Below are 13,216 nucleotides of genomic sequence, written 5' to 3' on the forward strand. Positions count from 1 at the left end.
ACATGACTAAGCGGGATACCCCGGATTTGGCCGGACAGGCAGCCCCTTTGATGCAGGATGTGACCCAGGCAATGTCAGGGTTTCTACGTGAATTCAGAGGTTTTCAGGACGTTGTAAAAGTGAAGTTCAAACAGACGGAAGAGCGAATGACCATGCTGGATCGAAAGACAAATCGCGCGGGACGCCCGCATCTTGCAGCCGCCACTTCAGCTGAGGCTCCCCATCAAAAAGCTTTTTGCGGCTACATTCGCACCGGGGATGAGACAGCCCTGCGTAGCCTTTTGCCCGAAAGCAAGGCCCTGTCGACAACGGTCAATAGCGATGGCGGCTACCTGGTGGATCCGCAGACCTGCGAGACCGTGAAATCGGTACTGCAATCCACCGCGTCCATCCGCGCGGTTGCAACAGTGGTCAGTGTCGAAGCAACCTCCTACGACGTGTTGATTGATCATGGTGATACTGGCGCAGGCTGGGCGACCGAGACGGATCCCACCGTTGAAAGTGGCACGCCCGTGATCGACCGGATCACCATCCCCCTGCATGAGCTCAGCGCCCTGCCAAAGGCGTCGCAGCGTCTGCTTGACGACAGTGCGTTTGATATCGAGGGCTGGCTGGCCGGTCGGATCGCCGACAAATTTTCCCGCGCCGAAGCCGCCGCCTTTTTGAACGGTGATGGCATCGATAAGCCCACAGGTATTCTGACCCACCCTGTGGTGGAAAACGGTGGCTGGAGCTGGGGTAGCCTCGGTTACATCGCCTCAGGGGAGGATGGTGGCATTGGTGATGGCGATGCGATCATTGATTTGGTTTACGCCTTGGGGGCGCAATATCGCGCCAACGCCAGCTTTGTAATGAACTCCAAAACCGCTGGGCTGGTGCGCAAACTCAAGGACGCAGATGGTCGTTTCTTGTGGTCAGACGGTCTGGCCGCTGGTGAACCGGCCCGGCTGCTTGGTTATCCGGTCTTGATCGCCGAGGATATGCCCGATGCGGGAACGGATAGCCTGTCCTTGGCCTTTGGCGACTTTGCCTCTGGGTACACCATTGCAGAACGCCCGGATTTGCGGGTGTTGCGCGACCCCTTTAGCGCCAAACCCCATGTGCTGTTTTATGCCACAAAACGGATCGGCGGCGATGTCAGTGATTTTGCTGCCATCAAGTTCCTGAAATTCGGCCTGAGCTAGGGCTTTGGCTGAATGGGGAACCGGCAGCCCGGTTCCCTGGCGGGTACGCATCTTCTGGTTTTCTGTCGTCTAGCTGCTCCCCCTCCGTCCGAGCGGCAGAGAGCTTTGCGTGCCCGCTGAACCAGATTGGGACGTTTCGGGGATCAGAGCCTGCGGAGTTGATGATGATGTTGAGCGAAGTGACACCAGTGCCGGATTCGGCCCTGCCGCTAGAGGCCTTCAAGGCACACCTGCGATTGGGGAGCGGCTTTGGCGAAGATGATCTGCAGGACGGTGTTTTGGCCGGATTTTTGCGGGCCTCTCTGAGCGCAATAGAAAACCGAACCAGCAAGGCGCTGTTGCAACGCGACTTCCTTTGGGTCGTGACGGGCTGGCGGCGAATGGACTATGCACCTGTTCCGATTGCGCCAACCGTCAATCTGACCTCGATCACTCTGTTTGATGGCGATGGCAATCAGACAGTTCTGCCCAACGATGGCTTTTGGGTGGAGCCAGATAGTCAGCAACCCCGCCTGCACCCCCGTGGCGCAAGCCTGCCGGTCTTGCAAGGGGGCGCCCGGTTGGAGATCACATTTGCCGCAGGTTTTGCAGCCACTTGGCAGGGGTTGCCCCATGACTTGGCCCAGGCAGTATTGATGCTTGCCGCCCATTATTATGAGTACCGAGACGACACGGGCCTGCATGGAGGATGCATGCCCTTTGGCGTTGTCAGCCTGATTGAGCGCTACCGCCTGTTGCGGCTGTCGACCGGAGACACAGCATGAGCAAAAGCGAGGGGCCGCAAACGCTGCGGCGGCTGGTGCTCGAAGATCCGCAGCGGATCAGCGATGGGGCCGGTGGTTACCGGGAGAGTTGGGCTCCATTGGGGCTGCTCTGGGGGACACTAAAATCGCAAACTGGCCGGACCGCGGGGCAAGAGGGGGGTAGCCTGTCGTTGCAACGCTACAGGATTACTCTGCGCGCCACACCTCAGGGCAGCCAGTCACGACCACGCCCTGGCCAGCGATTTCGCCAGGATCAGCGCTTTTTCCGTATCGTAGCCGTTGGTGAGGCAGATCCTGCTGGTCGCTACCTTACCTGTCAATGCATCGAGGAGCTCGCCCAATGACCTATGCGCTTGCAGCGTCCTTACAGCAGTCGGTGTTTCAACATCTTGCAGCGGATCCGGCGGTGGTTGCGACCCTGGGCAGTGATCTGTTTGACGCGATGCCGACGGGAACCTTACCGCAGATCTACGGAGTTCTTGGCGCAGAGGAGGTGCTGGACCGTTCGGATGTCAGCGGCGGTGGCGCGCGTCACCGCTTTATCGTGAGTGTCTTTACCAGCAGCGCCGGTTTTGTTGTTGCCAAGGAAGCTGCGGCAGCCATATGCGACGCTCTTGTTGATGCGCCGTTGAGCCTGAGCCGCGGGCGTCTGGTGGGCATCTGGTTTGAACGTGCCAGCGCCCAGCGTCTGGACGAGGGCGGTCGCAGTATCACTCTGATGTTTGCGGCGCGGGTGGAAGATGACTGACCCATAAGATTCAGACATCGCTAGAAAAACCAACCAACAAAATCAAACTTTAGAAAGGGGGCGGTCTCATGGCTACCCAGAATGGTAAGGATCTGTTGATCAAGGTGGATATGACTGGAGATGGGCAGTTCGAAACACTGGCAGGTCTGCGTGCGACGCGGATCAGTTTTAACGCCGAGAGCGTAGATGTGACCAGTCTCGAAAGCCAAGGCGGTTGGCGGGAACTGCTCGCTGGGGCCGGAGTTCGGTCGGCTTCGATCTCTGGGTCCGGGGTATTTCGCGATGAAACTACGGATGAGCGGGCGCGGCAATTGTTCTTTGATGGCGTCACACCGGACTGTCAGGTGGTTGTGCCTGATTTTGGCATCATCGAAGGGCCGTTCCAGGTCACTGCGCTGGACTATGCCGGGAGCCACAATGGTGAGGCCACATATGAGCTCACTCTGGCCAGTGCCGGTGCGCTCACCTTTACGGCGGTTTGATCTATGGCTGCGCGGACAGAGAACCCCTGGAGGGGCGAGGTGACCTTGACTGTGAATGGCAGGCCGTTGCTCCTCCGCCTCAGTCTTGGCGCTTTGGCGCGGCTGGAGAGCCAGTTGCGCGAGGATACTCTGGTGGCGCTGGTGCAGCGCTTTGAAACGGGGCGCTTTTCGGCAACGGACATTCTCGCCTTGCTGACCGCAGGGCTGGAGGGGGGCGGCCATGACCTGGAAAACCTGGACCTGGGCAAAGCCGAGATTGCCGGGGGAGCCGTAGAGGCGGCCCGGGTCGCCGCACAGCTTTTGGCGCGCAGTTTTTCCTTGCCGACCGCAACGAGCCAGCCCACCACAAGTGCCTGCGAATGAGCGGGCTGGATTGGCCGGGGCTGATGCGGGCTGGCCTGACCAGGCTCCAGATGCGCCCTGATATATTCTGGGACCTCACTCCGATCGAGCTGCATTTGCTACTCGGGGCTGCCCATGGGGTGCCCAGCCTGGATCGCAGCGGGTTAGAGGCCTTGATGCGCCGCTTCCCTGACCAGAGGGAGCCTGACCTTGGACTTGGGTGATTGTTCTTGTGGGTCCAGTTTTTCTGGCCCTGACCCACAGGTGGTCAGGCCTTTTCACAAAGGATCGTATCATGGCTGATACACGTGACATTGCCGCTTTGGAACTGCAAAGCGGGGCGCTTGGCGACACGTTGGGCGATGCCGCAGGGATGGCCGCCAGTTTTGAATCAGAACTGCGCCGGGTGCGCGATGCATTTGAGGCTACCGGAAAAGATGTGGAGACTCTGGAAAGGGGGCTGTCGCGCGGTTTGCGGCGCTCCTTTGAACAGGTGGTCTTTGATGGGGATAGTCTCTCTTCAGCGTTGGATGGTTTGGCACGCTCGCTGGTGAAAACCACCTATAACGCTGCAATTCGCCCCATCACCGATCATGTCGGGGGAATGATTTCCAGCGGGGTTGGGGATCTTATCAGCGGGATTTTGCCCTTTGCAGATGGTGCGGCTTTTTCCCAGGGCCGGGTGGTGCCCTTTGCCCGCGGCGGCGTGGTCAGCGCCCCCACCAGTTTTCCCATGCGTGGCGGGATCGGGCTGATGGGGGAGGCCGGCCCTGAGGCCATTCTTCCACTAAGCCGCAGCTCCGACGGCAGCCTGGGGGTGCGCGCGCCGGGGGGCGGCGGCACCACGGTGGTGATGAATGTCAGCACCCCTGATGTTCAGGGCTTTGAGCGCAGCCGGGGCCAGATTGCCGCCCAGCTGTCGCGGGCATTGAGCCGTGGCAATCGCAATCGTTAGGAGGGCCTGCGCCCATGAGTTTTCATGAAATCAGATTTCCGGCCTCACTCAGCTTTGGATCTGTCGGTGGGCCAGAACGGCGTACTGATGTGGTGACCCTGGCCAATGGCTTTGAGGAGCGCAACACCCCCTGGGCGCATTCGCGCCGCCGCTATGATGCAGGACTTGGACTGCGTTCTTTGGATGATATCGAGGCACTGATTGCTTTCTTTGAGGCCCGCCAGGGGCAGATCTTTGGGTTTCGCTGGAAGGATTGGTCTGACTACAAATCCGCCCGCCCCACAGCGGAAGTGGATTTTCGAGATCAGGTCATTGGGCTGGGCGATGGGGTGCAAACTGGGTTCCAGCTGCTGAAAAGCTACCGTTCGGGCGACAGCATCTATCCCAGGCCTATCGCCAAGCCCGTCGACGGCACAGTGCGCCTGGGATTGGGGCAGGAAGAGATCAAGGAAGGCATTGATTTCACGCTGGATCCGACCACTGGCATGGTCGTGTTGAGCCACCCTCCTGAAAACGGAATTGAGGTGGTTGCAGGATTTGAATTTGATGTCCCCGTGCGGTTCGACACGGATCGGATCCTGACCAGCGTGGCCTCTTTTCAGGCTGGGGATGTGCCCAATGTTCCGGTGGTAGAGGTGCGTGCCTGATGGAGCAAGCAGCTCAGGGACTATGGGCCCATGCACGCACTGGTGTCACCACTCTGGCACGCTGTTGGGGACTAACACGCCGCGACGGAACCCAGCTCGGCTTTACCGATCATGATCTGGATCTGTTCTTTGAGGGCTGGCAATTTGCAGCCGGGTCCGGGCTCAGCGCGCGAAGGTTGTTACAGACAACCGGGCTTTCGGTCGACAACTCCTCGGCCCAGGGAGCGTTGAGTGACGCCGCCTTGAAAGAGGAGGATATTTTGGCCGGGCGTTTTGACGGGGCGGATTTGAGCTGTTGGCTGGTGAACTGGCAGAACCCTGATGAGCGTTGGCTGCAATTTCGTGGCACTCTTGGCGAGTTGCAGCGGGCAGGTGGTGCCTTTGAGGCCGAACTGCGCGGCCTCACTGAAGCGCTGAACCAGCCCCTGGGGCGGATCTATCAGAAACCCTGTACGGCGGTTCTGGGCGATGGCAATTGCCGCTTTGATCTTGCCACCCCGGGCTATGTATTTGAGGGCGTGGTGGAGACAGTGACGGAACAGGGGGCGTATCAGTGGCAGAGTCTGGAAGGGTTTGAACAGGCCTGGTTCACTGCCGGTCGTCTCTCAGTGCTCAGTGGCGCGGCCGCAGGGCTGTGGGGCAGCATTAAGCGCGATCAGGACCTCGGGGGCGGGCGCCTTATCACCCTATGGGAGCCCCTGCGCGGTGGGCTGGCGGCGGGCGATCTTATCCGCCTAGAGCCGGGTTGTGACAAATCCATGCAGAGCTGTCGCCTGAAGTTCAACAACCTGATCAACTTTCAGGGCTTTCCCGACATCCCAGGAGAAGACTGGGTTATGGCAGTGCCCAAGGCGAGCGGCTCTTTGACAGGGGGAAGCCGCAGATGATGGCTCCAGAGCGCCCTGGCGGCGAGATTACGGGGAGGGATCCCTGTCACCCAGTCGTCGCAGAGGCACGACGATGGATCGGAACGCCATACTTGCATCAGGCCAGTTGCCGAGGCGGGGGCTGTGATTGTTTGGGCTTGATCCGTGGGATCTGGCGCGCGCGGTTCACCCAAGAGCCTGAAATGCCACCAGCCTATTCGATGGATTGGTCTGAACCGCAAAGAGAAGAGAGGCTTTGGCAGGCGGCCCGGGCCCATCTTGTGGCGAAGCCTCTGAACGAGGGGGCTTTGGGGGATGTGCTGTTGTTTCGCATGCGGGCCGGAGCAGTGGCGAAACATCTGGGCGTGCAGTCCCAGCTTAGCCGCGAGAATGGCGCGCGGGGCGCGAGTTTTATTCATGCCTATAGCGGCCACGGCGTGGTGGAAAGCGCTCTGACCGCCCCCTGGCGACGCCGCATTGTGGCGCGGTTTTCCTTTCCTGAGGAGCAGATCTGATGGCAACAATTGTGCTTTCCGCGGCGGGTGCCGCGATTGGCGGTTCGATTGGCGGTACCGTGGCCGGGCTGTCCAGCGTTGCCATAGGGCGTGCCATTGGTGCCACCCTGGGGCGGGCAATTGATGATCGGCTATTGGGCACGGGATCTGACGCGATAGAGACCGGGCGGGTGGATCGGTTCCGCCTTACAGAGGCCGGGCAGGGCGCGCCGATCCCGCAGATCTATGGTCGAACCCGCATCGGTGGTCAGGTGATTTGGGCCAGTGAATTTGCCGAGAGTGCCACTGTGACTGGGGGCGGAAAAGGGGCCCCAAGCCAGCCCCAGACCACCAGCTACAGCTATACGGTCTCCCTGGCGATTGCTCTGTGTCAGGGAGAGATCGCCTCGGTGTCCCGTATCTGGGCAGATGGGGAGGAGGTCTCGCCGCGGGATCTGAACATGACCCTCTACCGGGGAACCCAGGACCAGAAACCTGATCCTCTGATGGAGGCAGTGGAAGGGGCGGGTGAGGTGCCCGGCTATCGAGGGACAGCCTATGTGGTCTTTGAAAACCTCGCGCTGGAGAGCTTTGGTAACCGGGTTCCGCAGTTCTCCTTTGAGGTGGTGCGCCCAGAGCAGGCCAGCAGCCCGGATTATGACCTGGACCTTGGCCAGTTGGTGAAAGGGGTGGCGTTAATGCCGGGCACCGGGGAATATGCTCTGGCGACCACAGCTGTGCACTATGGGGTCGGCCCTGGGCAGTCGGTTGGCGGCAATAGCCATACCGCATCTGGGTCAAGCGATTTTGAGACTTCGCTCTCGGCACTTTCTGCTGAGTTGCCAAGCTGCGATGCAACTTCTTTGATTGTGTCGTGGTTCGGGGATGACCTGCGCTGTGGGCAGTGCCAGATCAAACCCAAAGTGGAGCAAAGGCAGGCTGAGGGTATTCCCATGCCCTGGCGGGTCTGCGGCGAAACCCGGGCGAGTGCCGATCTGGTGCCGGTCGATAGTGAGGGGCGGGCGCTTTATGGCGGCACCCCTGCGGATGCAGCGGTGATCGAGGCGATTGAGGCGTTTCACGGCGCTGGCAAGCGGGTGATGTTCTACCCCTTTATCTTGATGGACCAGGTCGCGGGTAATGATCTGCCTGACCCCTGGAGTGATGCAGAGAGCCAACCGCCGCTGCCCTGGCGTGGGCGCATCACGCTGTCAAAGGCACCCGGGCAGGCGGCTACACCGGATCAGACCGCGACAGCGGATATTGAACTCGCCGCCTTTATGGGCCACGCCACGGCCGCTGATTATACCGTAACGCCTGGCCAGGTCTCCTACAGTGGCGGGCCGGACTGGGGGATGCGGCGGTTTATCCTACACAATGCGGCGCTCTGTGCGGCGGCCGGCGGGGTTGCGGCCTTTTGCATTGGCTCCGAGATGCGCGCCCTGACCCAGATCCGCGGGGCCAACGGGTTTCCTGCTGTCACCGCGCTGCGGGATCTCGCAGCCCAGGTGCGTCTGCTGCTGCCGGAAGCAAAGATTAGCTATGCCGCCGACTGGTCCGAATATTGGGGCTATCAAAGCCCGGAGGGAAACCGCTACTTCCATCTGGATCCGCTCTGGGCTGATGCCAATATCGACTTTATTGGCATTGATAACTACATGCCGCTATCTGACTGGCGCGATGGTGTGGATCATCTGGATCGCGCAGCCGGGGTGCCCAGCATCTATGATTTGGAGTATTTGCGCGCCAATGTGGAAGGCGGCGAGGGCTATGATTGGTATTACCACTCAGCCGAGGCGGCTGCGGCGCAGATACGAACGCCGATTACCGATGGGGCCCACGATGAGCCCTGGGTCTGGCGCTACAAAGATCTGAGAAACTGGTGGAGCAACCAGCATTATGAACGCCTAGACGGGGTTCGTCAGGCCCAGCCAACGGCCTGGCAGCCGCAAAAGAAGCCAATATGGTTCACCGAATTAGGCTGCGCGGCGATTGATAAAGGGACAAACCAGCCCAATAAGTTTCTCGACCCCAAGAGTTCAGAATCGCAACTGCCGCGCTACTCCAATGGGCAGCGTGATGATCTGATACAGATGCAATATCTGCGGGCAGTGCTGGGCTATTGGGGCGAGGAGGAAAACAACCCTATGTCCAGCGAATATGACGGGCGGATGCTGGATATGAGCAACGCCTATGTCTGGGCCTGGGATGCGCGCCCCTTTCCTGCCTTTCCAAATCTGGATGCGGTCTGGAGCGATGGCGAGAACTATCTGCGCGGGCACTGGCTCAATGGTCGGGCCGGGCAGCGCAGTCTGGCTTCTGTCGTGCGCGAGATTTGTGCAGAGGCCGGGCAGACCCGGATTGATGTCTCCGGGCTTTATGGGATCGTACATGGGTTTGCCCTCAGCGAGGTGGCGCCTGCCCGCGCAGCACTACAGCCGCTGAGCCTTCGATTCGGCTTTGACACCATTGAGCGCAATGGGGTTCTGGTGTTCCGCCTGCGCCAAGGTGACAGCGATCAGACCCTGACAGCGCAAAACCTGGTTGAAGATGAGGAGTCGGAAGGCGCGATTGAGCTGATCCGGGAGGCAGAGGCCGAATTGGCCGGGCGGGTGCGCCTGCGGTTCATCGAATGGGGGGCTGGGTATGAAATTGGAGCTGTGGAAGCGGTCTTACCCGATGAGGATACCCATGCTGTAAACACCAGCGAACTCGCTCTCGTGCTTACACAAAGCGAAGCACGTCAGATTGTTGAACGCTGGTTGGCGGAGACACGGGTCTCCCGCGATACCGCCAGATTTGTTCTGCCGCCATCGCAGCTGCACCTTGGGGTGGGGGACGTTATCACGCTGCCTGCTGACCTCTCTTCTGGATCATCTGCTGAGTCCGGGGCTGGGGCCTTGGAAGGCCCCGCAGGCCCGCAGCGTTACCGGTTGGACCGAATGGAGCTTGGGGCGGCGCAGATCGTCGATGCCGTGCGTATCGACCCAGAGGTCTACCTGCCTGCACCGTCGCCTGAAACCCTGCCCAGTGGTCAAGCTTTTGAGCCGCCTCTGCCTGTTTTGCCGCTGTTTATGGATTTGCCGTTGCTGACCGGCGAAGAGGTGCCCCATGCGCCGCGTCTTGCGGTGACGGCCTCTCCTTGGCCCGGAACCGTGGCGCTTTATGAATCGGGCAGCGATTCTGACTATCGCCTCGCGCAGATCATTGCAGCGCGTAGGACTATTGGCGTGACAGAAACTGCTCTGGCTTCTGCTGCAGTGGGACGCTGGGATCTCGGCGCTGACCTGCAGGTGAAACTGATCTCTGGCGCGTTGCAAAGCCGCGATGCGCTGGCGGTGCTGAATGGGGCCAATGCCGTGGCCATCGGCGATGGCAGCCGCGACAATTGGGAGATCTTCCAATTCCGTGAGGCTGAACTGGTTGCGGAAAACACCTATATGCTGCGCCACCGTCTGCGCGGTCAGTTGGGCAGCGATGGTTTGATACCTGCTCTGTGGCCGGAAGGATCCTATGTGGTGCTGTTGGATGGAAGTCTTTCCCAGGTGGACCTGACTTTGGCGCAGCGGCGAATTGCCCGCCATTACCGGATTGGACCGGCACGGCGCGGCTATGAGGATCCGAGTTATGTTCATCGGGTGGAGGCCTTTGATGGCAATGGATTGCGTCCCTATGCGCCGGTGCATCTGCGGCTGGATGGGAGGCTGGGCGATGATATCTCAATGAGCTGGATCCGCCGCAGTCGGGTAGAGGGTGACAGTTGGGATCTGGCCGAAATCCCATTGGGGGAGACGCAAGAGGCCTACCGGATCCGAATCTTACGCGGTACCACGCTGTTGCGGGAGCGACAGGTCACTGCCCCGAGTTGGATCTATAGCACCAGCGACCAAGCCGCAGATGCGGTGCTCAGCGGAGACATTGTGGAAGTGGCCCAGTTGTCGGATCGCTATGGGGCGGGCTTTGCGGCGCAAAAGCCAATTGTCTGAGAAAAGGGCTCAGGCTCAGCCGCCTCAGTTCTTTGGAAAATCCCCTCTGTGCCAGCCAGTTCTGCCCCAGGATGTCAGCAGTGTGGCCCGCGCATTATTGGCGGTACCGGCCCAGGAGCGTTCAAATTTGTGTCAGACACTGTTTGATCGCGCTGATATGGCGGAGGTGCATGTTGCGCGGACAGGCGCGCTGCATCCCCTCTGGGGCAATGGCTCTTTGGATGCGGCGGCACGGCACAGTATGGGACGCTTGTATCAAGAGCCACTTTGGAGTGATGTTCGCTATATCAATTGCTTACGGATCGTTCTTGCGGCCCTGGATCGGCGTCTCACCCGCCCAAAGGGGGCGGCAGGCGGGGATGTAAGGTGACGGAAACGGGGGGCGGGGATCTCCTTGGAGGCAGGTAGCGGGCGAGATTTTACCCATTCCATTTGGAAATCCTCTCCATCACGGGTTTGCGCTTGGGTTTTTCTTCCCTAAATGCGAACCTAGGCGGAAGAAGAGGACGCAATGCCATGATCAAAACGCGTACAGCTGTAACCCCCCTGGACCCGGTCTGGGAACAAATCTCTACTGAGGCGCAGGAAGCCGTTGCAAAACAGCCGCTTATGGGCGGGTTGATACATGCCTGCATCCTACATCACCCGACGCTGGAAAAAGCGCTGTCCTACCGGATCGCAGCCAAACTCTGTTCCAACGAAATGTCGATGGTGATCCTGCGCGAAATTGTTGATACCGCTTTTGCCTCGGATCCCTCCCTGATTGCGGCGGCGCGGGCCGATTTGATGGCGGTCTATGATCGCGATCCGGCCTGCCACCGCCTGTTGCAACCTATCCTTTACTTCAAGGGGTATCAGGCCGTGCAGGCCTATCGTATTGCGCATTGGCTGTGGCGGCAGGGAGATCAAGATCTGGCGTTCTTTTTCCAAATGCGAATTTCGGAGATCTTTGGTGTTGATATTCACCCAGGAGCCCGCATTGGCCGGGGCATTATGATCGACCACGCTCATTCCATCGTCATCGGTGAAACCGCCGTGGTGGGGGACAATGTCTCGATGCTGCATTCGGTGACCCTCGGCGGAACCGGCAAAGAAGAAGAGGATCGCCATCCCAAGATCGAAGATGGGGTACTGATTGGCGCTGGTGCTAAGGTGTTGGGCAATATTCGTGTGGGCCATTGTAGTCGCATCGCAGCCGGATCGGTTGTGCTGTCCGAAGTTCCCCCCTGCAAAACTGTTGCAGGTGTCCCCGCAAAGATTGTTGGGGAGGCAGGTTGCGATCAGCCTTCGATCAGCATGGATCAGGTGCTGACGGAACATAGCACCCCCAAATAGATCGACGGTTGCCCGGAGGTCGCCACAACTACAAAGCCCGCCTGCAGGAAACTATGCAGGCGGGCTTTTGCGTTTTCAGGGGGATGGCCGCGCAGGGTCAGGCGAGCATCACCATGGGGTTTTCCAGGTTCTCGACAATGGCCTGCAGCAGTTGTGCCCCCAATGCACCATCGATGACCCGGTGATCCACGGACATGGTGACAGACATTACCGTCGCCACTTTCAGCTCGCCATCCGCGCCAACAACTGGTTTTTTGGCCCCTGCACCCACGGCCAGAATACCGGCATGGGGAGGGTTCACGATGGCATCAAAATTGTCGATGCCAAACATACCGAGGTTGGAGATTGCAAAGCTGCCGCCCTGATATTCATGGGGGGCCAGCTTGCGATCCCGCGCGCGGGAGGCCAGATCCTTCATCTCGCCGGACAGCGCCGAGAGGGACTTCAACTCACTGTCCTGCAGGACCGGGGTGAATAATCCCCCCTCAATCGCGACGGCCACGGCCACATCTGAGGCTTTCATCTTCAACACGCGGTCCCCAGCCCAGACAGCATTGGCATCTGGTACAGCCTGCAGCGCCAGGGCCACGGCTTTGATGATGAAGTCATTGACCGAGAGCTTGACGCCACGCCCTTCGAGTTGCTTGTTCAACTGCGAGCGGAACTTCAGCAGTGCATCCAGCTGGATATCGCGGCGCAGGTAGAAGTGCGGCACTGTCTGCTTGGCCTCGGTCAAGCGGGCGGCGATGGTCTTGCGCATGCCGTCCAGAGTGACCTCCTCGTAGGCGCGCCCTTCATACATGCGGGCCACCTGATCGGAAGAGGGGCCTGCCGGGGCAGGGGCCGCCGCTGCTGGGGCTGAAGCCGCGGCAGGCGCTGCTGCGGCTTTGGGTGCGGCAGTTGCGCTCTCGACATCTGCTTTGACGATCCGCCCGCGTGGGCCCGAGCCGGTAATGCCGCCCAGGTCCAGGCCTTTGTCGGCCGCGATACGCCGCGCCAGAGGTGAAGCAAAAATGCGGGATCCATCCGCCGCGGCGGGAGGGGCTGGGGCTGGGGTGGCGGCAGGTGCAGCCGTCTCGGCGGCAAGAGGCGCCACCTCGGCAGCTGCGGCTGCAGGGGCAGCCGGCGCCGCGCTGGCACCGATGTCATCGACACTCTCACCGTCTTCGAGCAGGACTGCGATGGCAGTATTGACTTTGACCCCTTCGCTGCCCTCAGCGATCAGGATTTTGCCAACAACACCTTCGTCCACGGCTTCGAATTCCATGGTGGCCTTATCGGTTTCGATTTCAGCGATCAGATCACCGGATTGGATGGTATCGCCTTCCTTGACCAACCATTTGGCCAGGGTGCCTTCTTCCATTGTCGGGGAGAGGGCGGGCATGAGGACTTCGATGGGCATCTTTTAGCTTC

At 60.1% G+C, this 13,216-nt stretch carries 15 protein-coding genes; 14 read left to right on the top strand and 1 reads right to left on the bottom strand.

Features of this window, described 5'->3' with window-relative positions; all coding sequences use genetic code 11:
• Nucleotides 1-2: 2 nt before the first annotated feature.
• From MED193_RS03095 to cysE, 14 genes are all read left to right on the top strand, one after another.
• Nucleotides 3-1,184 (top strand): phage major capsid protein, encoded by a 1,182-nt coding sequence (locus tag MED193_RS03095; RefSeq protein WP_009808180.1) that lies wholly within the window; start codon nucleotides 3-5, stop codon nucleotides 1,182-1,184.
• A 164-nt stretch (nucleotides 1,185-1,348) separates the two neighbouring features.
• A complete protein-coding gene (locus MED193_RS03100; protein WP_039966593.1) occupies nucleotides 1,349-1,948 on the top strand; it encodes a hypothetical protein in 600 nt (199 codons plus the stop codon).
• The gene (locus MED193_RS03105) at nucleotides 1,945-2,292 is read left to right on the top strand and encodes a head-tail adaptor protein (RefSeq protein ID WP_009808182.1); all 348 of its coding nucleotides are present in this window, start codon (nucleotides 1,945-1,947) and stop codon (nucleotides 2,290-2,292) included. Before MED193_RS03100 ends, MED193_RS03105 begins: the two co-directional genes overlap by 4 nt.
• A complete protein-coding gene (locus MED193_RS03110; RefSeq protein WP_009808183.1) occupies nucleotides 2,289-2,696 on the top strand; it encodes a DUF3168 domain-containing protein in 408 nt (135 codons plus the stop codon). Before MED193_RS03105 ends, MED193_RS03110 begins: the two co-directional genes overlap by 4 nt.
• 68 nt (nucleotides 2,697-2,764) lie before the next feature.
• The gene (locus tag MED193_RS03115; protein ID WP_009808184.1) at nucleotides 2,765-3,178 is read left to right on the top strand and encodes a phage major tail protein, TP901-1 family; all 414 of its coding nucleotides are present in this window, start codon (nucleotides 2,765-2,767) and stop codon (nucleotides 3,176-3,178) included.
• Between the two features lie 39 nt (nucleotides 3,179-3,217).
• Nucleotides 3,218-3,541, top strand: coding sequence for a gene transfer agent family protein (locus tag MED193_RS03120; protein ID WP_368072266.1), 324 nt, complete (start codon nucleotides 3,218-3,220; stop codon nucleotides 3,539-3,541).
• Nucleotides 3,538-3,744 (top strand): rcc01693 family protein, encoded by a 207-nt coding sequence (locus MED193_RS03125; RefSeq protein ID WP_009808186.1) that lies wholly within the window; start codon nucleotides 3,538-3,540, stop codon nucleotides 3,742-3,744. Before MED193_RS03120 ends, MED193_RS03125 begins: the two co-directional genes overlap by 4 nt.
• A 71-nt stretch (nucleotides 3,745-3,815) precedes the next feature.
• Entirely contained in the window at nucleotides 3,816-4,475 is a 660-nt protein-coding gene (locus MED193_RS03130; RefSeq protein ID WP_039966595.1) for a phage tail tape measure protein, read from the top strand.
• Between the two features lie 14 nt (nucleotides 4,476-4,489).
• Nucleotides 4,490-5,122 (top strand): DUF2460 domain-containing protein, encoded by a 633-nt coding sequence (locus tag MED193_RS03135; RefSeq protein WP_009808188.1) that lies wholly within the window; start codon nucleotides 4,490-4,492, stop codon nucleotides 5,120-5,122.
• A complete protein-coding gene (locus tag MED193_RS03140) occupies nucleotides 5,122-6,009 on the top strand; it encodes a DUF2163 domain-containing protein (protein WP_009808189.1) in 888 nt (295 codons plus the stop codon). The genes MED193_RS03135 and MED193_RS03140 overlap by 1 nt, the downstream gene beginning before the upstream one ends.
• Nucleotides 6,009-6,503 carry a peptidase gene (locus MED193_RS03145; protein ID WP_050757617.1) on the top strand — a complete coding sequence of 165 codons (495 nt, stop codon included), beginning with the start codon at nucleotides 6,009-6,011 and terminating at the stop codon, nucleotides 6,501-6,503. Before MED193_RS03140 ends, MED193_RS03145 begins: the two co-directional genes overlap by 1 nt.
• Entirely contained in the window at nucleotides 6,503-10,468 is a 3,966-nt protein-coding gene (locus MED193_RS03150) for a glycoside hydrolase/phage tail family protein (RefSeq protein WP_009808191.1), read from the top strand. The genes MED193_RS03145 and MED193_RS03150 overlap by 1 nt, the downstream gene beginning before the upstream one ends.
• 127 nt (nucleotides 10,469-10,595) lie before the next feature.
• Nucleotides 10,596-10,838, top strand: a complete 243-nt coding sequence (locus MED193_RS03155; protein ID WP_254655429.1) for a hypothetical protein — start codon at nucleotides 10,596-10,598, stop codon at nucleotides 10,836-10,838.
• A gap of 146 nt (nucleotides 10,839-10,984) precedes the next feature.
• Entirely contained in the window at nucleotides 10,985-11,803 is an 819-nt protein-coding gene (gene cysE / locus MED193_RS03160; protein WP_009808193.1) for a serine O-acetyltransferase, read from the top strand.
• 97 nt (nucleotides 11,804-11,900) lie between these two features.
• Here the strand turns inward: cysE and MED193_RS03165 are convergent, their stop codons facing one another.
• A complete protein-coding gene (locus tag MED193_RS03165) occupies nucleotides 11,901-13,205 on the bottom strand; it encodes a pyruvate dehydrogenase complex dihydrolipoamide acetyltransferase (RefSeq protein WP_039965809.1) in 1,305 nt (434 codons plus the stop codon).
• Between the last annotated feature and the right edge of the window lie 11 nt (nucleotides 13,206-13,216).

Source organism: Roseobacter sp. MED193 (genome assembly GCF_000152965.1).
Classification (GTDB): domain Bacteria; phylum Pseudomonadota; class Alphaproteobacteria; order Rhodobacterales; family Rhodobacteraceae; genus Pseudophaeobacter.

Excerpts from the sequence above, each read along its gene's own strand:
- MED193_RS03145 (WP_050757617.1), top strand. The coding sequence starts at position 6,009 with ATGGCTCCAGAGCGCCCTGGCGGCGAGATTACGGGGAGGGATCCCTGT.
- MED193_RS03130 (WP_039966595.1), top strand. The coding sequence starts at position 3,816 with ATGGCTGATACACGTGACATTGCCGCTTTGGAACTGCAAAGCGGGGCG.
- MED193_RS03140 (WP_009808189.1), top strand. The coding sequence starts at position 5,122 with ATGGAGCAAGCAGCTCAGGGACTATGGGCCCATGCACGCACTGGTGTC.
- MED193_RS03125 (WP_009808186.1), top strand. The coding sequence starts at position 3,538 with ATGAGCGGGCTGGATTGGCCGGGGCTGATGCGGGCTGGCCTGACCAGG.
- MED193_RS03105 (WP_009808182.1), top strand. The coding sequence starts at position 1,945 with ATGAGCAAAAGCGAGGGGCCGCAAACGCTGCGGCGGCTGGTGCTCGAA.
- MED193_RS03150 (WP_009808191.1), top strand. The coding sequence starts at position 6,503 with ATGGCAACAATTGTGCTTTCCGCGGCGGGTGCCGCGATTGGCGGTTCG.
- MED193_RS03135 (WP_009808188.1), top strand. The coding sequence starts at position 4,490 with ATGAGTTTTCATGAAATCAGATTTCCGGCCTCACTCAGCTTTGGATCT.
- cysE (WP_009808193.1), top strand. The coding sequence starts at position 10,985 with ATGATCAAAACGCGTACAGCTGTAACCCCCCTGGACCCGGTCTGGGAA.
- MED193_RS03095 (WP_009808180.1), top strand. The coding sequence starts at position 3 with ATGACTAAGCGGGATACCCCGGATTTGGCCGGACAGGCAGCCCCTTTG.
- MED193_RS03100 (WP_039966593.1), top strand. The coding sequence starts at position 1,349 with ATGATGTTGAGCGAAGTGACACCAGTGCCGGATTCGGCCCTGCCGCTA.
- MED193_RS03165 (WP_039965809.1), bottom strand. The coding sequence starts at position 13,205 with ATGCCCATCGAAGTCCTCATGCCCGCCCTCTCCCCGACAATGGAAGAA.
- MED193_RS03115 (WP_009808184.1), top strand. The coding sequence starts at position 2,765 with ATGGCTACCCAGAATGGTAAGGATCTGTTGATCAAGGTGGATATGACT.
- MED193_RS03110 (WP_009808183.1), top strand. The coding sequence starts at position 2,289 with ATGACCTATGCGCTTGCAGCGTCCTTACAGCAGTCGGTGTTTCAACAT.